Below are 21,534 nucleotides of genomic sequence, written 5' to 3'. Positions count from 1 at the left end.
GGGGCGCCGGAGGATCACCGGCATGAGACCTCGTGACATCGCGCTGGCGGTGGCCGTGGCCGCGGTCTGGGGCGTCAACTTCGTCGTGATCGCGGTCGGGCTGGACCACTTCCCGCCGCTGCTCTTCTCCGCGCTGCGGTTCGGGCTGGCGGCCGTACCCGCGCTGTTCCTCGTCGGCCGTCCGCGGGTGCCGTGGCGGTGGGTGATCGCGGTGGCGCTGGCGCTCGCGGTCGCCAAGTTCTCGCTGCTGTTCTTCGGCATCGAGGCGGGCATGCCGGCCGGGCTGTCCTCGCTGGTGCTGCAGAGCCAGGCGCTGTTCACCACGCTGTTCGCGGTGCTGCTGCTGGGCGAGCGCCCGCGCCGCGTACAACTGCTGGGTCTGCTCATCGCGGCCGGTGGGCTCGCGGTGGTGGCGGCGCGCCTCGGACCGGACCGGCCGCCGGCCGCGTTCGCGCTGGTCATCGGCGCGGCCGTGGCCTGGGGGCTGTCGAACGTGGCGACCCGGAAGGCGTCGCCGCCGGACGCCCTGCGGTTCATGGTGTGGGTCAGCGCGTTCGGGGCGGTGCCGCTGTTCGCGCTGTCGCTGATCGTCGAGGGCCCGGCCGCGGACCTGGCGGCGCTGCGCACCGCGACCGTACCGGCGATCCTCGCGGTGCTGTTCATCGCGTTCGCCGCCACGCTGGGCGGGTTCGGCGCGTGGGGCTCCTTGATCAAGCGGTACGGCGCCTCCACGGTCGCGCCGTTCTCCATGCTGGTGCCGTTCTTCGGCATGGGCTCGGCCGCGCTGCTGCTCGGCGAGCCGATCCACGCGGCGGACGTGGCCGGCGGCACGCTGGTGATCGGGGGCGTGCTGCTGCCGTTCCTGGTGCGACGGCGGCAACCGATAGGCTCGGCGGCATGACTGTGGCGGTACGCGTGATCCCCTGCCTCGACGTGGACGCCGGCCGGGTGGTCAAGGGCGTCAACTTCGCGGACCTGCGGGACGCCGGCGACCCGGTCGAGTTGGCCGCCGCCTACGACGCGGCCGGCGCGGACGAGCTGACGTTCCTGGACGTGACCGCCAGCTCGGACGACCGCGGCACGATGCTGGACGTGGTCCGCCGTACCGCCGAATCGGTCTTCATCCCGCTCACCGTCGGCGGCGGCGTCCGCTCCGTGGAGAACGTGGACACGCTGCTGCGGGCCGGCGCGGACAAGGTCGGGGTGAACACCGCCGCGATCGCCCGCCCCGAGCTGATCTCCGAGATCGCGCACCGGTTCGGCAACCAGGTGCTGGTGCTCTCGCTCGACGTGCGCCGCACCCCGTCCGGCGGCTTCGAGGTGACCACGCACGGCGGCCGGCGCGGCACCGGGCTGGACGCGGTCGAGTGGGCGCGCCGGGTGGCCGAACTGGGCGCCGGCGAGATCCTGCTCAACTCGATGGACGCCGACGGCACGAAGGCCGGCTTCGACCTGGAACTCATCCGGCGGGTACGCGAGGTGGTGGACATCCCGGTCATCGCCAGCGGCGGCGCGGGCGCGGTCGCCCACTTCCCACCCGCGGTCGAGGCCGGCGCGGACGCGGTGCTGGCCGCCAGCGTCTTCCACTTCGGCGAACTCACCATCCCCCAGGTCAAAACCGCACTCCGCGCCGCCGGCAACCCCGTCCGCTGACCCACCCCCCACCCCGCCCCTCCCTCGCGCCGCGCTCTCGCTCGCGCCGCGTCTGCCTCCCGCCGATCTAGGGCTAAGTCGCGTGATTGGAGATCAGAGCGCCGGAATCCGCCCTAGATCGGCGCGGGAGAGGGCGCCGGAGGCGTCTGGATGACGTGGACGCCGGCCGGGAGGGGGCCGGCGGCGATGAAGTCGAGCAGGGTCTCGCGCAGCGCGGTGGCCGCGTGGGGGAGTACCGACTCGCGGCGGCGGGCGAGTGCGATCGTCCGGTGCACGCCCGGGGCGGCGAGCGGGGTGGCGCGCAGCAGCGGGCGGTTGGCGAGGACCATGCCGGGGACCAGGGCCACGCCCAGCCCGGCCTCCACGAACGCGAGCACCGCGTCCATCTCGCCGCCCTCGACCGCGTAGCGCGGGGTGAAGCCGGCCCGCCGGCACGCCTCGATGGTGGCGGTGCGCAGGTCGTAGCCGACCCGGAACATGACGAGCGGGGTGTCCCGCAGTTCGCCGAGCGCGAGCCGGTCGGACGTGGTGGGTGGCGGGCCGGCGGCGACGGAGGCGACGACCAGTGACTCGCGCAGGATGCGCTCGGTGTGCAGCGCGGGGTCGCTGCCCTGGTCGGGCAGCACGATCAGGGCCAGGTCGAGCGCGTGCGCGATCAGGTCGACGACCAGGTCCTGGGAGCCGCCCTCGTGCACGTGTAACTCTACGTCCGGGTGGTGCTCGCGGAAGGTGCGGAGCACGCCGGGGACCAGTGACGTGCACAGGCTCGGGGTGGCGCCCAGCCGGACCCGCCCGCGCCGCAGGCCGACGATCTCCTGGACCGCGTGGCGGGCGGCGTCCGCGTCGGTCACGATGCGGCGGGCGAGCGGCAGCAGCGTCTCGCCGACGGTGGTCAGCCGGACGTTGCCGGGGTGGCGGTCGAACAGCGGGGCGCCGAGCGCGGTCTCGAGCGTGTGAATCTGCTTACTGAGCGTCGGCTGTGACACGCCCAACTGATCAGCCGCATGGGTGAAATGTCGCAGTTCTGCCACTGCGACGAAGTATCGGAGCTGCTGTAGCTGCACTCAGATAGCCTATGTCTATCGAGTCCATCGTTCCCATGCATTGGACGAATTCCGACGCCATTCCTACGGTCAAGTTTGTGGCGGTAGATACCTCAGCCCCGGCCAAGAAGGCAACGGGGCAGAAGGCCGGTCCCGGGCGTCCCGCAGGCGCCCGCAAGCCGGCAGCCGGGCGCTCGCGCGCCCGCTCCACTGTGGCGCTCAAGATGATCATGGCGGTCAGCGGGGCCGTCCTGGTGCTGTACCTCTTCGCGCACATGATCGGCAACCTGAAGATCTTCGTCGGTCAGGCGGACTTCGATCACTACGCGCACTGGCTGCGCGAGCTCGGCGCGCCGGTCCTGCCCCACCAGTGGGGTCTGTGGATGGTGCGGATCGGCCTGACGGTCGCCGTGATCGCGCACATCGTGTCCGCGACCATCCTGGCCGTCCGGGCCCGGAAGGCGCGCCCGGTGAAGTATGCGCACCGGCCCAAGGTGCAGGGCAGCTACGCGGCCCGGACCATGCGCTGGGGCGGCGTGATCATCCTGCTCTTCGTGATCTATCACATCCTGGACCTGACCACCGGCACGGTGCACCCGGACTTCGCGCACGGCGAGGTCTACAACAACGTGGTCGCCGACTTCGCGCCGGAGCGGTGGTACGTGACCCTGTTCTACGTGGTCTCGGTCGTGGCGGTCGGCTTCCACCTGCGGCACGGCATCTGGAGCGCCGTCCGCACGCTGGGCCAGCAGTCCGCCCGGGGACAGCGCATCGCGCGGGCGGTCGCGCTGGCCGTCTCGGTCGTGCTGACCGCGGGCTTCCTCTCCGTACCCTTCGCCGTGATGACCGGGCTGGTGGGCTGATGACGAACTTCTGGACCGAGGGCGAGCCGATCGCCGACACCGCCGCGCCGGACGGCCCGGTGGAGACCCGCTGGGAGCGCCGCCAGTTCTCCGCGAAGCTGGTCAACCCGGCCAACCGCCGCAAGCTGACCGTGATCGTGGTCGGCACCGGCCTGGCCGGTGGTTCCGCCGCGGCCACGCTGGGCGAGGCCGGCTACCACGTGAAGTCCTACTGCTACCAGGACAGCCCGCGGCGCGCGCACTCGATCGCGGCGCAGGGCGGCATCAACGCGGCGAAGAACTACCGCAACGACGGTGACTCGATCTACCGCCTGTTCTACGACACGGTCAAGGGCGGCGACTTCCGCGCCCGCGAGTCCAACGTGTACCGGCTGGCCCAGGTCAGCGTGAACATCATCGACCAGTGCGTGGCGCAGGGCGTGCCGTTCGCCCGCGAGTACGGCGGCCTGCTGGACAACCGTTCGTTCGGCGGCACCCAGGTGTCCCGCACGTTCTACGCCCGGGGCCAAACCGGTCAGCAGCTGCTGCTCGGCGCGTACCAGGCGCTGGAGCGGCAGATCGCGGCCGGCAACGTGGAGATGCACGAGCGGCACGAGATGCTCGAGCTGATCATCGTGGACGGCAAGGCGCGCGGCATCGTGGTCCGCGACATGGTCACCGGCGAGATCAGCACCGAGCTGGCGGACGCGGTCGTGCTGGCCTCCGGCGGCTACGGCAACGTCTTCTTCCTCTCCACCAACGCCAAGGGCTGCAACGTCACCGCCACCTGGCGTGCGCACCGCAAGGGCGCGTACTTCGCGAACCCGTGCTACACGCAGATCCACCCGACCTGCATCCCGGAGTCCGGCTCGCACCAGAGCAAGCTCACGCTGATGTCGGAGTCGCTGCGCAACGACGGCCGCGTGTGGGTGCCGAAGAAGGCGGGCGACCACCGCGACGCGGCGGACATCCCCGAGGATGAGCGCGACTACTACCTGGAGCGCATCTACCCGTCGTTCGGCAACCTGGTGCCGCGGGACATCGCGTCCCGGGCGGCCAAGAACGTCTGCGACGAGGGGCGCGGCGTCGGCCCCGGCGGGCTCGGCGTCTACCTGGACTTCGCGGACGCGATCGCGCGGCTCGGCCGGGCCGCGGTCGAGGCCAAGTACGGCAACCTGTTCGAGATGTACTCGCGGATCACCGGCGAGGACCCGTACGTCACGCCGATGCGCATCTACCCCGCGGTGCACTACACGATGGGCGGGCTCTGGGTCGACTACGACCTGCAGTCCAACATCCCCGGCCTGTTCGTGATCGGCGAGGCGAACTTCTCCGACCACGGCGCGAACCGGCTCGGCGCGTCCGCGCTGATGCAAGGGCTGGCGGACGGGTACTTCGTGCTGCCGAACACGCTGGGCAACTACCTGGCGGCCGGTCCGTACCCGAAGATCGGTGTGGATCATCCGGCCGTGGTCGAGGCGCGCAGCTCCGTGGAGCAGCGCATCCAGAAGTTCCTCTCCATCAACGGTGACCGGACCGTCGACTCCTTCCACCGCGAGCTCGGCCACATCATGTGGGAGTACTGCGGCATGGAGCGCACCGAGGAGGGCCTGACCAAGGCGATCGGCCTGATCCGCTCGCTGCGCGAGGAGTTCTGGACCCGGGTCAAGGTGCCGGGCCGCGGCGAGGAGCTGAACCAGAACCTGGAGAAGGCCGGCCGCGTTGCCGACTTCTTCGAGCTGGCCGAGCTGATGTGCATCGACGCGCTGCACCGGGCCGAGTCCTGCGGCGGTCACTTCCGGGCCGAGAGCCAGACCGAGGACGGCGAGGCGCTGCGGCACGACGACGAGTTCGCGTACGTCGCGGCCTGGGAGCACGTCGGCTTCGGCTCGGCGCCCACGCTGCACAAGGAAGACCTCAACTTCGAGTACGTCCACCCCACCCAGCGGAGCTACAAGTAATGAATCTCAAGCTGCGCGTCTGGCGTCAGAAGGGCCCGGAGGACAAGGGCCGGATGGTGACGTACGAGGTCACCGACATCTCCCCGGACGCCTCCTTCCTCGAGATGCTCGACGTCCTCAACGAGCGCCTGATCCTCGAGGGCGACGACCCGATCGCGTTCGACCACGACTGCCGTGAGGGCATCTGCGGCATGTGCGGCATGATGATCAACGGCGTGGCGCACGGCCCGGAGCGGGCCACCACCACCTGCCAGCTGCACATGCGGCACTTCAAGGACGGCGACTCGATCGACATCGAGCCGTGGCGGGCCGCGGCGTTCCCGGTGATCAAGGACCTGGTGGTCAACCGGGGCGCGTTCGACTCGATCATCCAGGCCGGCGGCTACATCACGGCGCCGACCGGCACCGCGCCGGACGCCCACGCCACCCCGGTGCCGAAGGCCGACGCGGATGCCGCGTTCGAGGCCGCCACCTGCATCGGCTGCGGCGCGTGCGTCGCCGCCTGCCCGAACGGTTCGTCCATGCTGTTCACCGCCGCGAAGGTGGCGCACCTGGGCCTGCTGCCGCAGGGCCAGCCGGAGCGCTCCTCCCGGGTGATCAGCATGATCGAGGCGCAGGACGAGGCGGGCTTCGGCGGCTGCACCAACGCCGGCGAATGCACCACGGTCTGCCCGAAGGGCATCCCGCTCAACCTGATCGGCCGGCTCAACGCCGACTACCTCAAGGCCGTCTCCGGCCGCTGATCCTCGCTCCAACCGCCGCCGAGGGCGGCGCTTCCACGGACCACACCCTTCCGGGGGTACGGTCGGGGAGCGCCGCCCTCGGCCTGTGCTGCGGCGGCGCGCCACCGCTTCCGGCGGCGACCGCGCCTTCCGCGGTTGCCGCCCGCGGCGCGCCGGCCCCGTCGTCCCGGCGGCGCCCGGTCAGGTGATGACCTCGGGGGTGCGCCAGCGCGAACCGGTGCGAATCCGGTCCAGGTCGTAGCGGATCTCCGCGATCCGGCGGACCGCCTCGGCCAGGTCGTCGGCCGGGAGCGTGAACGGCAGACGCAGGTAGCGCTCCAGCGTGCCGTCCAGCCCGAAGCGCGGGCCCGGCGCGAGCCGCACGCCGACGTCCTCGGCCGCGTGGGCGAGTGCGCTGGAGACCGGGCCGTCCAGCTCGGCCCAGAGCGACACGCCACCGGACGGGATCACCACCCGCCACTCCGGGAACGTGGCCCGCACGGCCGCGACCAGCGCGTCCCGCTGCGCGGCGAGCTGGCGGCGGCGGTCGCCGACGATCTCATCGCTCTGCCGCAGCAGCTGCACGGCCACGAGCTGGTCGATGACGGGGCTGCCCATGTCCACGCCGACCCGGGCCGCGGCGAGGCGCTGCACGACCGGTGCGGAGGCGCGTACCCAGCCGATCCGCAGGCCGCCCCAGTACGGCTTGCTCATGCCGCCGATGGTGAGCACCCGGGAGTGCCGGTCGAACGCGGCGACCGGCGGCGGCATCGGCGTGCCGTCCAGCGCCAGCTCCACGAACGACTCGTCCGCCACCACGTCCGTGCCGGTGGAGTGCGCCACGGCCGCGAGGCGCTCGCGCAGCTCCGCGGGCATCAGGCGGCCGGTCGGATTCTGGAACTCGGGGATCACGTAGGCGAGCCTCGGCCGGGTCTGCTTGAGCGTGCTGAACAGCAGCTCCGCGTCCCAGCCGGCGGCCGGGTCGAGGCCGTGCGTGCCGATCCGGGCGCGGCGGGCGGCGAGCGCGGCCAGTGCGTTCGGGTACGTCGGCGACTCCACCAGCACGCCCGCGCCGACCGCCACGTGGTGCCGGAGCACCAGGTCGAGCGCCTGCTGCGTACCGCTGGTGATCATGATCTGTTCCGGGCTGGTGGGCAGGCCGCGGGCGCGGAACCGCTCCGCGATCGCCTCGCGCAGCTCGATGATGCCGGTCGGGTGGTAGCCGGCGTCGCCCAGGTAGCACGCGAGCTGGTCCGCGGCGGCACGGGCGGCCGGGACCAGCTGCGGGGGAGGGGGCAGCGCGGCGCAGCCGAGATCCATCATGCCGAGCGCGTCGCTCGGCGTCCACAGGCCGGACGTGCCGACCCGGTGGCCGGACGGCAGCGTGGTCCAGCTGCCGGCGCCGCGGCGGCTGGCCAGGTGGCCGGTCTCGCGCAGCTCCCGGTAGGCCGCCGTGACCGTGGTCCGGCTGATCGAGAGCGCCTCGGCCAGCTCCCGTTCCGCGGGCAGCCGCACGCCGAGCGCGAGCCGCCCGTCGGAGAGCAGGCCACGCACGGCCTGGGCCAGCGCCGCGTACTCCGGGCTGCGCCGCGTGCCGGGCAGCGGATGCCACCGACCGAGCATCCGTGCCAATTGGCTTCCCCGGATGACCACCGACATGATCCACCTTCCCGGAATTGGCCCTTTGATCGCGCGGTATTGGCCACAAGAGTGGCACTCATGAACATCGTGAGCAACCCACTCGGCACGCCACTCGCGCACCGGGACCGCTTCGCGCGCCGCTTCGTCCAGCTTCAGGCGGGGCTGGTCGCGTACGGCGTGAGCATGGCCTTGATGATCGAGTCCCGGCTCGGCCTGGACCCGTGGGACGTCTTCCACCAGGGCCTCTCACTGCGCACCGGCCTCTCCGTCGGCACCGTGGTGATCCTGGTCGGCGTGCTGGTGCTGCTGCTGTGGATCCCGCTCCGCCAGCGCCCCGGCATCGGCACGATCAGCAACGTGCTGGTGATCGGCGTGGTGGTGGACGTGGCGCTGGTGCTGCTGCCCGCGCCCGGCCCGCTCGCGGCGCGCACCGCGTTCCTGGCCGGCGGCATCGTGCTGAACGCGTTCGCCACCGGGCTCTACATCGGCGCGCGGCTCGGCGCCGGACCGCGCGACGGCCTGATGACCGGCTACGTGGCGCGCCATCCGCACCGCTCGATCCGGCTGGTCCGGACCGTGGTGGAACTCACCGTGCTGGCGCTCGGCTGGCTGCTCGGCGGCGCGGTCGGGCTCGGCACCATCGCCTACGCGCTGGCGATCGGCCCGCTGACCCAGTGGTTCCTGCCGCGCCTGACGGTTCGCGACACGCCTCGCGCGACAGTGATCATTTCGGAATGATCGAATCGCTTCGATGCATCCTGGGCTGCTTGAGTGGTCAGGCAGTCGAGGATGCTTCACCGGTTCGTCGAGGACGCGTCAGGTCGATGATCGCCGAGTCACACTTTCTTCACGAGTCTCGGGTGATCAGGGCATCATGTCGTCATGGGGGACGTTGGCTGGAGTTGGACCGACGCATGGATCTTCGTCGCGGTCGTCATCGCCGACCGCACCGAACGTGACCGTGCCTCGGCCATCGGCCTGCCCGCCGCCGGCGCCACGCTCGCCGACGTGCTCTCCGCCGCCGACTTCCTGCACCGCAGCCTCCCCCAGCGCGCCGAGGTCGAGACCGCCCTGCAACGCCTCTCCGGTGCCGGCCTCATCCTGATCGAGGACGACCTCTTCCAGGTGGCCCCCGCCGGCGAACACCTCTGGCGGACGCGGCCCTTCAGTGGTCTCTCCGCCGCCGTCGACACCCTCCAGGCCCAGCTCAACCGCAACAGCACCCCCGGCGCCATCGACGCCTGGACCCTGGAAGCCCGCGACTACGCCATCGCGGTCCGCGAATTCTCCTCGCGCGGCCGCTGACCCCACTCCCGGCGTGGTCGCCGGTCCGCATGTTCCAGTGGGCGCCGGGTCGGTTCCCCGGCACCCCGGCTTTCCCGCTTCCGGCATGTCGGGGTCCGCGTGTTTCCGCGGGCGCCGGGTCGGTTCCGAGGGCAACCCCGGGACCCCGGCTTTCCCGCTTCCGGCGTGGTGCGGCCCGCATGCTCCCGCGGGCAAACCTCGCGGCGGCTCCGCCGCCGCTCCGACGCCGCATCGCAGCCGGTCCCGCACCACTCACCTGACCCCCGCGTGAATCGCGTCGCCGTGGCATCCGGCCGCGTCGGCGTCACCTCGGAGCCGGTCCCGCATCGTTCTCACCAGCCCCCCGCGTGAACCGCGTCGGCGTCACCTCGGAGCCGGTCCCGCATCGTTCTCACCAGCCCCCCGCGTGAACCGCGTCGCCGTGGCATCCGGTCGCGGCGGAGCCGGGCTCGCGTCGCTCACCAGGCCGCCGGAATCCCGCCTCCCCTCGACATCCGGCTGCGGGACCCGATGTCGGGCATCCGGCCGCGGGTCCTGGCGTCCGGCCTCCCCGCTCCCAAGCACGGGCGATGTCCGAAATATCGGCTATGCGGGACCGATCCCGGAGTCTTGTGGCCCGCGGCGTGTGCACGTCAGTGGGTTCGTGAGCCATTGGTGATCCCGGGCCGGCGAGCCTGGCCGGCCGGGGAGGTAAGGTGCGCGGCCCGCGGGGGAGCGCGGGCCGCAGCACGTCCGGGGTGACGGGGGACCCGTCAGAGGTGGGCGAGGGAGCCCTCGTACATGGATTCGATCTCGTCGGAGAAGTTGGCCTCGACGACGCGGCGCTTGATCTTCAGGGACGGGGTCATCTCGCCGTCCTCGATGGTCAGGTCGCGGTGGAGGATCGTGTACTTCTTGATGGTTTCCCAGCGGTTGAGGCCCTCGTTGAGCTGCCGGACGTAGTCGTCGACCATGGCCTTGACCTCGGGCGTGGCGACCAGGTCGGCGTAGGACTTGCCCGCGTGCGGGGTGCCGGCGGCCCAGGAGGCCAGCGCGTCGGGGTCGAGTGCGATCAGCATGGTGCAGAAGTTGCGGGACTGGCCGACCACCACGACCTGGGAGGTGTACGGGCAGATCGCCTTGAACCGGCCCTCGATGTGGGACGGGGCCACGTACTTGCCGCCGGAGGTCTTGACCAGGTCCTTCTTGCGGTCGGTGATCTTCAGGAAGCCGTCGGCGTCCAGCTCGCCGATGTCGCCGGTGCGGAAGAAGCCGTCCTCGGTGAACGCGGCGGCGGTCTCCTCGGGGAGGTTGTGGTAGCCGCGCATGACGGGGGCGCCGCGCAGCAGCACCTCGCCGTCGGCGTCGATGCGGCACTCCAGGTCGCCGAGCGGCTTGCCGACGGAGCCGATCTTGACCTTCTCCGGGCGGTTGACGAAGTTGGCGGCGCTGGACTCGGTCAGGCCGTAGCCCTCCAGGATGGGCAGGTTCGCGGCGGCGAAGAACTCGGCGATCTGCGGGCTGAGTGCGGCGGAGCCGGAGACCAGCGCGCGCATGCGGCCGCCGAGCCGGGCCTGGAGCTTGCTGAAGACCAGCTTCTCCGCGATCGCGTACTTGGCGCGCAGCACCGCGGGGACCGGCATGTTCGTCTGCTCGTGCGCCACCTTCTCCTTGCCGACCGCGACGGCCCAGGTGAAGATCTTCGCCTTGAGGCCGCCGGCGCCGGTGCCGTTGGTGACCGCGCGGTTGTAGACCTTCTCGTAGACGCGCGGCGCGGAGCACATCAGCGTCGGGCGGATCACCGCGAGCATGTCGATCAGCTTGTCCACCCGGCCGTCGACGTAGGTGGGCACGCCGACGTGGACGATGCCGCAGATCAGCGACTTGCCGAACGAGTGGGACAGCGGCAGCCACAGGTACTGCAGGTCGGACTCGAGCAGCAGGCCGAGCTGCGCCTGCGCCACACCCTCCCAGGTCCAGCCGCGGTGCAGCAGCTCCACGCCCTTGGGCCGGCCGGTGGTGCCGGACGTGTAGATCAGCGTGGCCACGTGCTCCGGCTCGATGCGGGCCACCACGCGCTCGATCAGCGACGGGTCGGCGGCCAGCTCGGCGCGGCCCTTCGCCTCCAGATCGGCGAGCGTGAGCTGCGGGATCGCCGCGTGCGGGTCGGCCCGGCCGTCGATCAGGACCACGTGGGTGAGCGCGGGGAGGTCCGCGCCGGCCAGCTTGCCGGCCTGCACCTGGTTCTCCGCGATGAGCACGGTGGAGCCGGAGTCGCCGATGATGAACGTGGCGTCGCCGGGCTCGGTGGTCGGGTAGACCGTGGTGGTGGCACCGCCGGCCAGCATCACGCCGAGGTCGGCGAGGATCCACTCCAGCCGCGTGGTGGACAGGATCGCCACCCGGTCCTCGTGGTCGATGCCGAGCGCGCGCAGGCCGGCCGCGATCGCGGACGCCCGCTCACCCACCTGTGACCAGTTCAGCCAGACCGGGCCGGAGTCGTCCGCGCTCGGATGCGCGAACGCGTGGCGGTCGGGCGTCTTCGCCACCCGCTGAAGCAACATGTCCGCAATTGACCGGTAAGGAACTTCAAGGGTCATCTCGGCCGCCTCTGGTGGGTTATGTCTACGTGACCGGCGTCTCGTAAATTCTGTGTTACCGAAGGGTATTGCCGCGTCGCTGATTCGTCGAGCCCCGAATCGGCACAGCTTGGAGGCCGTGTGCAGGGTTACGGTTGATTGTCATCGACGACCTCCGAGGTAACTCCTAGTTCGGGCGATATGACCAGAGCGAGATGAGTCGAGTGCCCGATTAGCTCCCTACGATCAGCCGCACCGACGGATCACCGATCGGTGATGATCTCTGGGAGGACTACATGACGATCCCCCGCACGCCCGGCCGTACCCTCGCGGCTCTGGGCCTCTTCGCCGCCGTCGCGGCCGTCTCGCTGACCGCGGGCAGCCCGGCCAGCGCGGCCCCGAAGGGCGAGGTCCGGTACGCCGGCTCGGACACCGCGGTGGCCGGCAGCTACCTCGTGGTGCTCAAGGACACGACGGCCGGCGCGCCCGGCACCGCCAAGGCCCGCAGCACCGTGCCGGGCACGGCGGCGAGCCTGGCCGCGGCGTACGGCGCGGACGTGCGGGAGACCTGGACCGGCGCGGTCACCGGCTTCCACGCGAGCATGTCCACGATCGAGGCGCAGCGGCTCGCGGCCAACCCGGCGGTCGCCTACGTCGAGCAGGACCAGCGGTTCTCGACCCAGGCCACGCAGACGAACGCGACCTGGGGTCTCGACCGGATCGACCAGCGCGCGCTGCCGCTGTCGACCACCTACACGTACCCGACCACGGCGAGTTCCGTGCGCGCGTACGTGCTGGACACCGGCATCCTCACCACGCACTCGCAGTTCGGCGGGCGCGCGGTCAGCGGGTACGACTTCGTCAGCAACGACAGCAACGCCACCGACTGCAACGGGCACGGTACGCACGTGGCCGGCACGATCGGTGGCTCCACCTACGGCGTGGCCAAGGCCGTGCAACTGGTCGCGGTGCGCGTGCTGGACTGCGCCGGCAGCGGCACCACCGCCGGCGTGGTCAACGGCATCAACTGGGTGACCAGCAACGCGGTCAAGCCGGCCGTGGCGAACATGAGCCTCGGCGGCGGCGCCAGCACCACGCTGGACAACGCGGTGGCGGCGTCGGTCTCGTCCGGCGTCACCTACAGCCTCGCGGCCGGCAACAGCAACGCGAACGCCTGCAACTCCTCGCCGGCCCGGGTCGCCTCCGCGATCACCGTGGGCGCCACCACCAGGACGGACGCGCGCGCGTCGTACTCCAACTACGGCAGCTGCCTGGACATCTTCGCGCCGGGCTCGTCGATCACCTCGGCCTGGTACACCAGCACCTCGGCCACGAACACGATCAACGGTACGTCCATGGCGGCGCCGCACGTGGCCGGCGCGGCCGCGCTGGTGCTCGCCGCGAACCCGTCCTACACCCCGGCCCAGGTGCGCGACTCGCTGGTGAACAACGCCACCACCAACGTGGTGACCAGCCCCGGCACCAGCTCGCCGAACCGGCTGCTCTACGTGGTCAACTGACCCGTCCGGCACGGGCCCGTGGTCTCGGCCGCGGGCCCTCAGAGCCCGAACGACGCGGTACGCAGCCGGTCCGCCAGCACCGGCGGGCCGTCTATCTGTACCCGGGCCGCGCGCTGCCGGCCCGAGACGAACAGCACCAGCTCGCCGGGGGCGCCGATCAGGCGCACCGGCTCGCCGCCCGTGCCGCCGGTGAACTCCCCGTGGCCCGGCGCCGCCACGGTCAGCGCGGCCGGGAACCGCCGGAGCGTCAGCGCGCCGAAGAACCGCACGTTCCGCCAGAGCTTCGCGTCCAGGTCCGGGTCCAGCGTGCGGGGCCGCCAGCCGGGCGCGCCGCGCCGCACGTCCTCGTGGTGGATGAAGAATTCGCCGGTGTTCGCGCCCGGGTCGGTCAGCGCGTTGCCGGTCGGGCTCCACCAGGGCGCCTTGCGCACCCGGGCGACGAGTTCCGGATAGGGCAGGGCGGCGGCACGCAGGCGGACGCGCTCGCCGTACCCGTGCAGGGGTGGGATGAACGAGCCCAGTGACGCGATCGGCTGGCGGTCCCGGACGACCAGGTGAGCGGCGAGGTCGCGGGTGGTCCAGCCGGTGCAGAGCGTGGGGGCGTCCGGACCGACGTCGAGCAGCAGATCGGCGAGCGCCGACCGTTCGGTCAGCGAATGACGCGTCATGAGGCCGATCCTAGAGCCTGTATCGACGGCGGCCGGGCCACGCCGCAGCCCGGCATCCCACGTCGATACCGGCTCTGAGCCCGTCCGGCCTGTCGGCGCGGTTGTGAACGCGGCCACAGAGGGGCGGTCGGCGGACATGCTGGTCGGAGGAGTAAACATTGGTAAGGCATTGAAACGGTTGTAACGCTTACCCGGGCCGACCGGCCCGATGACGCGCGACCGGAGCGGGGGATCAACTCAGGTGAGCGTCACCAGTACAGCGGACGCGACCAGGACCGGCACCGACGTGCTGCGACGCGGGCTGCGCATTCTCGGGCAGGGCATCGCGGCGGAACCGAGGCTGTTCACCGTCTCGGTGGCCGGCAGCGTGCTGCACGGCGCGCTGCTCGTCGGCAACGCGTACGTGGTCGGCGAGATCGTCGGCCGGGTGGTCACGCCCGCGTTCCAGCAGGACCGGGCGGACACCGGCGCGCTCGCGCTGGCCGCGGCCGTGCTGCTCGGCATCAGCGGGCTGCGGGTCGCGGCGATGTTCGCCCGCCGGCTCGCGGCCGGCGCCATGATGTTCCGCCTCCAGGCCGGGTACCGCGAGCGGATCACCCGCCGCTACCTGGAGCTGCCGCTCGCCTGGCACCAGCGCAACTCGGCCGGCTCGCTGCTGTCCACCGCCACCTCCGACGTGGAGGCGGCGGTCCAGCCGTTCGCGCCGCTGCCGCTGGCGGTCGGCACGATCGTGATGCTGGTCGGCGCGCTGGGCAGCGTGCTCTGGACCGACTGGGTGCTCGGGCTGGTGGGCCTGGTGCTGGTTCCGTCGCTGTTCGCGCTGAACGTGCTCTACTCCCGGCGGATGTCGCCGCGGCAGATGCGCGCGCAGAAGCTGCGCGCCGGCGTCGCCGAGATCGCGCACGAGAGCTTCGACGGCGCGCTGGTGATCAAGACCATGGGCCGGGAGGGCGCGGAGACCACACGCTTCTCCGCCCAGGTCGGCGAGCTGCGCGACGCGCTGATCGCGGTCGGCCGGCTGCGCGGCCTGTTCGACCCGGTGATGGACGCGCTGCCCAGCATCGGCACGATCGCGGTGCTGCTGCTCGGCACCTGGCGGCTCAGCTCCGGTGCGATCACCGTGTCCCAGCTGGTCAGCGTGGCGTTCCTGTTCACCGTGCTGGCGTTCCCGCTGCGCGCGATCGCCTGGCTGGTCGGCGACATGCCGCGCGGCGTCGCCGGGTACGAGCGGGTGCACGCGGTGCTCGCGGCCGAGGGCTCCACCCGGTACGGCGAGGACGACCCGGTCCGGACCGGCCCGGCGCACCTGGAGTTCGAGGACGTGTCGTTCTCGTACGTGGACGGCGAGCCGGTGCTGGACGGCGTCACGCTGGAGGTGCCGCCGGGCAGGACGATCGCGCTGGTCGGGCCGACCGGGTCCGGCAAGTCCACGATCGCGTCGCTGGCGGTGCGGCTGGTCGACCCGGCCGCCGGCACGGTCCGGCTGGACGGCGCGGACCTGCGCACGCTCACCGCGGAGGCGCTGGCCCGGAGCATCGCGCTGGTCCCGCAGCTGCCGTTCGTGTTCGACGACACGGTCCGGGCGAACATCGCGCTCGACCGGCCGGCCGCGGACGACGCCGAGGTCTGGGCCGCGCTGCGGCTGGCGCAGATCGACTCGTTCATCGCCGGGCTGCCGGAGTCGCTGGACACCGAGGTCGGCGAGCGCGGCACCTCGCTGTCCGGCGGGCAGCGGCAGCGGCTCACGCTGGCCCGCGCGCTGGCCGGCCACCCGCGCCTGCTGATCCTGGACGACGCCACCAGCGCGGTCGACCCGCGCGTGGAGGCGGCCATCCTCGGCGCGCTGCGCTCCGCCGCGGGCGAGGGCGCCAGCATCCTGGTCGTCGCGTACCGGCGGGCCACGATCGCGCTCGCGGACGAGGTGGTCTATCTGGAGAACGGCCGGATCGTGGCCCGCGGCACGCACCCCGAGTTGCTGGCCACCGTGCCCGGCTACCGAGACCTGGTCACCGCGTACGAGAAGGCGGAAGCGCTGAATGACTGAAAAAGTGGGCGCGTTCGCCACGTTCAAGCGGGGGCTGGCGCTCTCCCCGGAGCTGCGCGGCGGGCTGGTCGGCACGCTCGTGCTCGCGCTGATCTCGATGATCGGCCGGGTCGCCGCGCCGATCGCGATCCAGCAGGGCATCGACCGGGGCATCACCGCGCCCGGCGGCCCGCACGTCGGCACCGTCGCGATCATCGCGGGTACGACGCTGGCGGTGCTGGTGGTGACCACGGCCAGCGGCTACTGGATGATGCGCCGGCTGTTCACGGTCAGCGAGACCGCGCTGGCCGGGCTGCGGGTGCGCACGTTCCGGCACGTGCACGACCTGTCCATGCTGCACCAGCAGTCCGAGCGGCGCGGCTCGCTGGTGTCCCGGGTGACCAGCGACATCGACCAGATCACCACGTTCCTGCAGATGGGCGGCGTCCAGCTGATCGTCAGCGGCGGCCAGCTGATCGTCACCACCGTGGTGATGGCGATCTACTCGTGGCAGCTCACGCTGGTGGTCTTCGCCGCGTTCGTGCCGGCCGCGATCGTGATCCGCGCCTACCAGAAGCGGCTCGCGGTCGCGTACGGCGAGGTCCGGGCGCGGATGGGGGCGATGCTGGCGGTGGTCTCGGAGAGCGTGGTCGGCGCCGCGGTGATCCGGGCGTACGGCATCTCCGGCCGCACCGAGGCCCGGCTCGACAAGGCCATCGGCGACGTGCGGACCCGGCAGCAGTACGCGATGCGGACCAGCGTCACCAGCTTCTCCACCGGTGAGGTCGCGACCGGGCTGGCGCTGGCCGGCGTGGTGTGCGCGGGCGTGGCGCTGGGCGTCGGCGGCGCCGTCACCATCGGGCAGCTCACCGCGTACCTGTTCCTGGTGACGCTCTTCATCCAGCCGGTGCAGATGGCCACGGAGATGCTGAACGAGGCACAGAACGCGGTCGCCGGCTGGCGCCGGGTGCTGGACGTGCTGGACATCAAGCCGGACGTGGCCGACCCGGGGGAGCGCGGCGTGGAGCTGCCGGCCGGGCCGCTGGACGTGAGCTTCGAGGCGGTCAACTTCCACTACCCGGACGGGCCGCGGGTGCTGACCGACGTGAGCGTGGACATCGCGGCGAAGACGAAGGTGGCGGTGGTCGGCGAGACCGGCAGCGGCAAGACCACGTTCGCGAAGCTGCTCACCCGGCTGATGGACCCGACCGCGGGGCGGGTGCTGCTGTCCGGCACGCCGCTGACCACGGTCCGGTTCGACTCGCTGCGCGCCCGGGTGGTGATGGTGCCGCAGGACGGGTTCCTGTTCGACGCCACGATCGCGGAGAACGTGCGGTTCGCCCGCCCGTCGCTGACCGACGCCCAGTTGGTCGCCGCGTTCGCGGAGTTGGGGCTGGCGGACTGGCTGGGCGCGCTGCCGGCCGGGATCGGGACCCGGGTGGGCGAGCGGGGCGAGGCGCTGAGCGTGGGCGAGCGGCAGCTGGTGGCGCTGGCCCGGGCCTACGTCGCCGACCCGGACCTGCTGGTGCTGGACGAGGCCACGTCCGCGGTGGACCCGGCGACCGAGGTGCGGCTGCAGGCCGCGCTGGACACGGTGACGCGCGGCCGGACCACGATCGCGATCGCGCACCGGCTGTCCACGGCGCAGGCCGCGGACGAGGTGCTGGTCTTCGACGCCGGCCGGATCGTGCAGCGCGGGCACCACGACGACCTGGTGTCGGACCCGGAGTCGGTGTACGGCCGGCTCTACGCGAGCTGGCTCGAACAGACGCGCTGACCGGGGTTTTCCCGGCCACCCGCGGATCGTGCAGGGAGGCCGCCCGCGGCCGACCGGTGCCCGCGGGAGCATGCGGACCGCGACCACGCCGGAAGCGGGAAGATCGAAAGATGCTCCGCCGGCCGCGGGGCCTGAAGCCGCGGCCGGCGGAGCGGACCCGGGTGGATCAGCGCGCGTAGAACTCGACGACCAGCTGCTCGTCGCAGAGCACCGGGATCTCGGTACGAGCCGGGGTGCGCAGGACCGTGGTCTTGAGCTCGCTGAGCGTGGTCGACAGGTAGGGCGCGGTCGGGCCGTCGATGTGCGCGCCGCTGGCGGCCACCTGGAACGGCGGCTTCACGCGGCTGCGCTCGCGGACCTCCACGACCTGGCCCTCCTTCAGCCGGTACGACGGCCGGTCGACCTTCTTGCCGTCCACGGTGAAGTGACCGTGCGCGACGAGCTGGCGCGCCTGGTAGATCGTCCGGGCCAGGCCCGCGCGGTGCACGGTGGCGTCGAGACGGCTCTCCAGGATCTGCAGCAGGTTCTCGCCGGTACGACCCTGCTTGCGGACCGCGTCGTCGAACGCGCGCCGGAGCTGGGTCTCGGAGATGTTGTACTGGTGCCGCAGCCGCTGCTTCTCCAGCAGCCGGACCTGGTAGTCCGACGGCTTCTTCCGGGCACGCCCGTGCACCCCCGGCGGATAGGGCCGCTTCTCGAAGTACTTGACGCACTTGCGGGTCAGCGGCATCCCGAGGGCACGGGAGATGCGGACCTTGGGCCTGGTTTGGTTCACGTGATGCGCTCCAGAGGTGGTCGTCCGCGGACCCGGGGGCTTGATTGGCTTCCCGGGCCGAGTAAGTTAGCCTTCCCTTACTAAGGCAAGCCTAACGTAAGTGCGGAGGACCAGAACATGCACCCCAGCCCCGCCGAGGTCGCCCGAACGCTGGCCGCTGGTCGGCTGCCCGGCAGCGCGACGATCGCCTGCCGTCCCGGCCCGCACCCCGTCCGGCACGTCACCGACGGCGCGGGCCGCGTGCTGATGCTGAGCCGCCGCGACGGCACGCTCGCGGAAGCGCTGGTCCCGACGGACGGCGCCGACGACACCGCGATGGTGCTGGACGTCACGGACGTGCCGCCGGTCGCGGGCGCGCCCTCGCTCGGCCGCGCCTGGATCGCCGGCTGGGCCGTGGCGCTCGCCGGCGACGACGCGCGCGAGGCCGCGATCGAGTTCGCCGCGGTCGACCCGACCGGCGACCTGCTCGACGTCTCCGGCGAGTTCGTGCTGCACCGGCTGGACGTGGCCGAGGTGCGGCTGGAGCGCGGCGGCGTCACGCTCGACGTGGACCCGGACGAGTACGCCGAGGCCGAGCCGGACCCGCTGCACGCGATCGAGTGGGACCTGCTCAGCGACCTCGCGGACCACCACCAACCGGAGATCACCGCGTTCCTGCGGTCGCAGCTCGACAAGGCCGGCATGCCGTACGGCGCGCGCGAGCCGCGGGTGGTGCGGATGGACCGGTACGGGATGCTGGTCGACATCGGCGCGGCGAAGACCGTGCGGCTCGCCTACGCGCACCCGGTCGCGGACCGCGCGGAGCTGGCCCGGCTGCTGCACCCGGTGCTCTGCCCGCGCTGCGCGGCGGACCCGGCGACGTCACACGCCGCGTAACGCGACCGGCAGCTCGCCGGTGAGGTACCGCTGCAGGGTCGGGCCGATCGTGGCCACCACGGTCTCCGGCGAGGCCGACGCGATCGGCTCCAGCCGGATCACGTACCGCATCATGATCATGCCGCCGATCTGCGAGGCGACCAGGTTGGACCGCAGCGGCGCCTCCGCCGGGTCGACCGCCAGCTCGGTCATGGCGCGGCGCAGCACCTGCGTGGAGATGAACTCGCGGAACAGGCGTGCGGTCCAGTCGTTGGTCATCGCGGACCGGATCAGCGCCACGCCCGCCTTGCCGGCCGGTCCGTCCCACACCCGCAGGATCATGCGGACCATCCGCTCGCCGGCGCCGTCCGGGCCGCCCGCCAGCACCTCCGGCAGGATCTGGCCCGGGTCGATCGGCGACTGCATCGCGGCCAGGAACAGCTGGTCCTTCGTGCCGAAGTAGTGGTGCACCAGGGCGGGGTCGACCTCCGCGGCGGACGCGATGGTGCGGATCGAGGCCTTGTCGTAGCCGCGTTCGGCGAAGACGGACCGCGCCGCGCTGAGGATCGCCTCCCGGGTGTCCGGGTTGCCCGGCCTGCGCCCGGTCCGTCCCGCCATGCTGGTGCCCCCTCCGGCCCGATGTACTCCTTCCCATCGTGCCAGGGGTGGTCGTTATGTCGCGTCGCCGGTCGTTTCGTCGCTACCCGGTGCGGCGGCGCAGGGTCGTCGCGGCCAGGATCAGCGCGAGCAGGGTCGCGGCCAGGACGACGGACAGGTCGCGCCACATCGTGCCGGTCGCGTCCGGGTGCGCGCCCACCTCCAGCAGCGCCTCGACCGCGTAGGACAGCGGCAGCGCGTCGCTGACCGCGCCCAGCCAGCCGGCCATGTCGTCGCGCGCCACGAACAGCCCGCAGAGCAGCAACTGCGGCGCCACCACGACCGGCATGAACTGCACGGCCTGGAACTCGGTGCGGGCGAACGCGCTGCAGAACAGGCCCAGCGCCACGCCCAGGACCGCGTCCGCCATCGCGATCAGCACCACCAGCGCGGTGTCCCCGGCCGTCTCCAGGCCCAGCAACAGGTACGCCGCGCCGGCGGCCACCGCGGCCTGCACGGCGGCGGCCAGGCCGAACGCGAGACCGTAGCCGAACAGCAGGTCCAGCCGGCCGAGCGGCGTGGTCAGCAGCCGCTCCAGCGTGCCCGAGGTGCGCTCGCGCAGCATCGCGATGCTGGTCACCAGGAACATCACCACGAACGGGAAGATCCCCAGCATGGTCAGCGCGATCCGGTCGAACGCGCGCGGCTGGTCCTCGTACATGAAGTGCAGCAGCGCCAGCAGCGCGGTCGGGACGACCACGAGCAGTGCCACGGTACGGCGGTCGTGGCGCAGCTGGCGCAGGATCCGCCCGGCCGTGGCCACCGTGATGCGCGCGTTCATGCCAGTGCCCCTTCCTTGATCAGCTCCAGGAACGCGTTCTCCAGATCCGGATGCCGGGTGGCCCGGCGGATCGCGTCCGGCGTGTCGTCCGCGATCAGGCGGCCCTCGCGGATCAGCAGCAGCCGGTCGCAGCGGCCCGCCTCGTCCATCACGTGGCTGGAGACCAGCAGCGTGGTGCCCGCCGCGGCCATCGCGTGGAACCGCGCCCACAGGTCCGCGCGCAGCACCGGGTCCAGGCCCACGGTCGGCTCGTCCAGCACCAGCAGGTCCGGGCGGCCGACGATCGCGCAGGCCAGCGACGCGCGGTTGCGCTGTCCGCCGGAGAGCGTGCCGACCAACTGGTCCCGCGCCTCGGCCAGGCCGACGTCCGCGATCGCCCGGTCCGCCTCCGCCGCCGGGAGGCCGTGCAGCGCGGCGAAGTAGCGCGCGTTCTCCCGGACGGTCAGGTCCGCGTAGACGCTCGGCGCCTGCGTCATGTATCCGATCCGGCGGCGCAGCGGCGCGCTGCCGGCCGGCTCGCCCAGCACGGTGACGGTGCCGCCCTGGACGACCTGCACGCCGACGATGGCGCGCAGCAGCGTGGTCTTGCCGCTGCCGGACGGGCCGAGCAGGCCGGTCACCCGGCCGCGCGGGATCGTGCAGCTGAGGTTGTGCAGGACGCGGCGGCGTCCGCGCGCGACGACCAGGTCGCGGATCTCGATCGCGGTGCCCATCTGCCGTACCCCCTCGGGGTTGATTAATTCATCGGCTGTT

General features: G+C 72.1%; 19 protein-coding genes. 11 read left to right on the top strand and 8 right to left on the bottom strand.

The annotated features are described in order from the left end of the window. Nucleotides 1-22: 22 nt before the first annotated feature. Nucleotides 23-901: an EamA family transporter gene (locus J2S41_RS24450; protein WP_310370854.1), complete on the top strand. Its 879-nt coding sequence runs from the start codon at nt 23-25 to the stop codon at nt 899-901. After that, nucleotides 898-1,653, top strand: coding sequence for an imidazole glycerol phosphate synthase subunit HisF (gene hisF, locus J2S41_RS24445; RefSeq protein WP_310370852.1), 756 nt, complete (start codon nt 898-900; stop codon nt 1,651-1,653). Before J2S41_RS24450 ends, hisF begins: the two co-directional genes overlap by 4 nt. 113 nt (nt 1,654-1,766) lie before the next feature. On the opposite strand, the gene J2S41_RS24440 is transcribed toward hisF, so the two are convergent. Further along, nucleotides 1,767-2,717 carry a LysR family transcriptional regulator gene (locus J2S41_RS24440; protein WP_310370850.1) on the bottom strand — a complete coding sequence of 317 codons (951 nt, stop codon included), beginning with the start codon at nt 2,715-2,717 and terminating at the stop codon, nt 1,767-1,769. A 77-nt stretch (nt 2,718-2,794) separates the two neighbouring features. Between J2S41_RS24440 and J2S41_RS24435 the strand changes: the two genes are divergently transcribed. The 3 genes from J2S41_RS24435 to J2S41_RS24425 are packed head-to-tail and all read left to right on the top strand — an operon-like array spanning nt 2,795 to nt 6,242. After that, nucleotides 2,795-3,559 carry a succinate dehydrogenase cytochrome b subunit gene (locus J2S41_RS24435; RefSeq protein WP_374728156.1) on the top strand — a complete coding sequence of 255 codons (765 nt, stop codon included), beginning with the start codon at nt 2,795-2,797 and terminating at the stop codon, nt 3,557-3,559. Then, nucleotides 3,559-5,499, top strand: coding sequence for a fumarate reductase/succinate dehydrogenase flavoprotein subunit (locus J2S41_RS24430; protein ID WP_310370845.1), 1,941 nt, complete (start codon nt 3,559-3,561; stop codon nt 5,497-5,499). The genes J2S41_RS24435 and J2S41_RS24430 overlap by 1 nt, the downstream gene beginning before the upstream one ends. Further along, nucleotides 5,499-6,242 carry a succinate dehydrogenase/fumarate reductase iron-sulfur subunit gene (locus tag J2S41_RS24425; protein ID WP_310370844.1) on the top strand — a complete coding sequence of 248 codons (744 nt, stop codon included), beginning with the start codon at nt 5,499-5,501 and terminating at the stop codon, nt 6,240-6,242. Before J2S41_RS24430 ends, J2S41_RS24425 begins: the two co-directional genes overlap by 1 nt. 180 nt (nt 6,243-6,422) lie before the next feature. Here the strand turns inward: J2S41_RS24425 and yczR are convergent, their stop codons facing one another. After that, nucleotides 6,423-7,880, bottom strand: a complete 1,458-nt coding sequence (gene yczR / locus J2S41_RS24420; protein WP_310370842.1) for a MocR-like transcription factor YczR — start codon at nt 7,878-7,880, stop codon at nt 6,423-6,425. Between the two features lie 60 nt (nt 7,881-7,940). Between yczR and yczE the strand changes: the two genes are divergently transcribed. Both yczE and J2S41_RS24410 read left to right on the top strand, forming a co-directional pair. After that, on the top strand, nt 7,941-8,600 hold the full coding sequence (yczE, locus tag J2S41_RS24415) for a membrane protein YczE (RefSeq protein ID WP_310370840.1): 660 nt from the start codon (nt 7,941-7,943) through the stop codon (nt 8,598-8,600). 144 nt (nt 8,601-8,744) lie between these two features. Further along, entirely contained in the window at nt 8,745-9,167 is a 423-nt protein-coding gene (locus J2S41_RS24410) for a hypothetical protein (protein WP_310370838.1), read from the top strand. Nucleotides 9,168-9,919: 752 nt separating this feature from the next. Here J2S41_RS24410 and J2S41_RS24405 read toward each other — a convergent pair. Continuing rightward, nucleotides 9,920-11,746: an AMP-dependent synthetase/ligase gene (locus tag J2S41_RS24405; protein ID WP_310370836.1), complete on the bottom strand. Its 1,827-nt coding sequence runs from the start codon at nt 11,744-11,746 to the stop codon at nt 9,920-9,922. Between the two features lie 275 nt (nt 11,747-12,021). On the opposite strand from J2S41_RS24405, the gene J2S41_RS24400 reads away from it, so the two are divergent. Beyond that, nucleotides 12,022-13,245 (top strand): S8 family peptidase, encoded by a 1,224-nt coding sequence (locus tag J2S41_RS24400; RefSeq protein WP_310370834.1) that lies wholly within the window; start codon nt 12,022-12,024, stop codon nt 13,243-13,245. Nucleotides 13,246-13,283: 38 nt separating this feature from the next. Here J2S41_RS24400 and J2S41_RS24395 read toward each other — a convergent pair whose 3' ends face one another. Beyond that, nucleotides 13,284-13,913, bottom strand: a complete 630-nt coding sequence (locus J2S41_RS24395) for a TIGR03085 family metal-binding protein (protein WP_310370833.1) — start codon at nt 13,911-13,913, stop codon at nt 13,284-13,286. A gap of 307 nt (nt 13,914-14,220) precedes the next feature. Between J2S41_RS24395 and J2S41_RS24390 the strand changes: the two genes are divergently transcribed. Together J2S41_RS24390 and J2S41_RS24385 are read left to right on the top strand one after the other, a co-directional pair. Then, nucleotides 14,221-15,957 (top strand): ABC transporter ATP-binding protein, encoded by a 1,737-nt coding sequence (locus tag J2S41_RS24390; RefSeq protein WP_310376502.1) that lies wholly within the window; start codon nt 14,221-14,223, stop codon nt 15,955-15,957. Beyond that, a complete protein-coding gene (locus J2S41_RS24385) occupies nt 15,950-17,713 on the top strand; it encodes an ABC transporter ATP-binding protein (RefSeq protein ID WP_310370830.1) in 1,764 nt (587 codons plus the stop codon). Before J2S41_RS24390 ends, J2S41_RS24385 begins: the two co-directional genes overlap by 8 nt. 166 nt (nt 17,714-17,879) lie before the next feature. Here the strand turns inward: J2S41_RS24385 and rpsD are convergent, their stop codons facing one another. After that, nucleotides 17,880-18,488, bottom strand: a complete 609-nt coding sequence (rpsD, locus tag J2S41_RS24380; protein ID WP_310370828.1) for a 30S ribosomal protein S4 — start codon at nt 18,486-18,488, stop codon at nt 17,880-17,882. 117 nt (nt 18,489-18,605) lie between these two features. On the opposite strand from rpsD, the gene J2S41_RS24375 reads away from it, so the two are divergent. After that, complete coding sequence (locus tag J2S41_RS24375) at nt 18,606-19,364, top strand: DUF2470 domain-containing protein (protein WP_310370826.1); 759 nt, start codon at nt 18,606-18,608, stop codon at nt 19,362-19,364. On the opposite strand, the gene J2S41_RS24370 is transcribed toward J2S41_RS24375, so the two are convergent. The 3 genes from J2S41_RS24370 to J2S41_RS24360 all read right to left on the bottom strand — a co-directional run bounded on the left by J2S41_RS24370 (nt 19,350) and on the right by J2S41_RS24360 (nt 21,494). Next, a complete protein-coding gene (locus J2S41_RS24370) occupies nt 19,350-19,961 on the bottom strand; it encodes a TetR/AcrR family transcriptional regulator (protein WP_310370824.1) in 612 nt (203 codons plus the stop codon). The genes J2S41_RS24375 and J2S41_RS24370 overlap by 15 nt on opposite strands. A gap of 82 nt (nt 19,962-20,043) precedes the next feature. Then, nucleotides 20,044-20,781, bottom strand: a complete 738-nt coding sequence (locus J2S41_RS24365) for an ABC transporter permease (protein WP_310370822.1) — start codon at nt 20,779-20,781, stop codon at nt 20,044-20,046. Further along, nucleotides 20,778-21,494 carry an ABC transporter ATP-binding protein gene (locus J2S41_RS24360; protein ID WP_310370821.1) on the bottom strand — a complete coding sequence of 239 codons (717 nt, stop codon included), beginning with the start codon at nt 21,492-21,494 and terminating at the stop codon, nt 20,778-20,780. The genes J2S41_RS24365 and J2S41_RS24360 overlap by 4 nt, the downstream gene beginning before the upstream one ends. Nucleotides 21,495-21,534: the final 40 nt, after the last annotated feature.

It is taken from the genome of Catenuloplanes atrovinosus (genome assembly GCF_031458235.1).
GTDB lineage: Bacteria > Actinomycetota > Actinomycetes > Mycobacteriales > Micromonosporaceae > Catenuloplanes > Catenuloplanes atrovinosus.
The sequence above is the reverse complement of the archived record's forward strand: the minus strand, read 5'-3'. Positions and strand labels throughout refer to the sequence as shown.

Excerpts from the sequence above, each read along its gene's own strand:
- J2S41_RS24365 (WP_310370822.1), bottom strand. The coding sequence starts at position 20,781 with ATGAACGCGCGCATCACGGTGGCCACGGCCGGGCGGATCCTGCGCCAG.
- J2S41_RS24375 (WP_310370826.1), top strand. The coding sequence starts at position 18,606 with ATGCACCCCAGCCCCGCCGAGGTCGCCCGAACGCTGGCCGCTGGTCGG.
- hisF (WP_310370852.1), top strand. The coding sequence starts at position 898 with ATGACTGTGGCGGTACGCGTGATCCCCTGCCTCGACGTGGACGCCGGC.
- J2S41_RS24410 (WP_310370838.1), top strand. The coding sequence starts at position 8,745 with ATGGGGGACGTTGGCTGGAGTTGGACCGACGCATGGATCTTCGTCGCG.
- J2S41_RS24430 (WP_310370845.1), top strand. The coding sequence starts at position 3,559 with ATGACGAACTTCTGGACCGAGGGCGAGCCGATCGCCGACACCGCCGCG.
- J2S41_RS24395 (WP_310370833.1), bottom strand. The coding sequence starts at position 13,913 with ATGACGCGTCATTCGCTGACCGAACGGTCGGCGCTCGCCGATCTGCTG.
- J2S41_RS24400 (WP_310370834.1), top strand. The coding sequence starts at position 12,022 with ATGACGATCCCCCGCACGCCCGGCCGTACCCTCGCGGCTCTGGGCCTC.
- J2S41_RS24405 (WP_310370836.1), bottom strand. The coding sequence starts at position 11,746 with ATGACCCTTGAAGTTCCTTACCGGTCAATTGCGGACATGTTGCTTCAG.
- J2S41_RS24385 (WP_310370830.1), top strand. The coding sequence starts at position 15,950 with ATGACTGAAAAAGTGGGCGCGTTCGCCACGTTCAAGCGGGGGCTGGCG.
- J2S41_RS24425 (WP_310370844.1), top strand. The coding sequence starts at position 5,499 with ATGAATCTCAAGCTGCGCGTCTGGCGTCAGAAGGGCCCGGAGGACAAG.
- yczR (WP_310370842.1), bottom strand. The coding sequence starts at position 7,880 with ATGTCGGTGGTCATCCGGGGAAGCCAATTGGCACGGATGCTCGGTCGG.
- J2S41_RS24360 (WP_310370821.1), bottom strand. The coding sequence starts at position 21,494 with ATGGGCACCGCGATCGAGATCCGCGACCTGGTCGTCGCGCGCGGACGC.
- yczE (WP_310370840.1), top strand. The coding sequence starts at position 7,941 with ATGAACATCGTGAGCAACCCACTCGGCACGCCACTCGCGCACCGGGAC.
- J2S41_RS24450 (WP_310370854.1), top strand. The coding sequence starts at position 23 with ATGAGACCTCGTGACATCGCGCTGGCGGTGGCCGTGGCCGCGGTCTGG.
- J2S41_RS24370 (WP_310370824.1), bottom strand. The coding sequence starts at position 19,961 with ATGGCGGGACGGACCGGGCGCAGGCCGGGCAACCCGGACACCCGGGAG.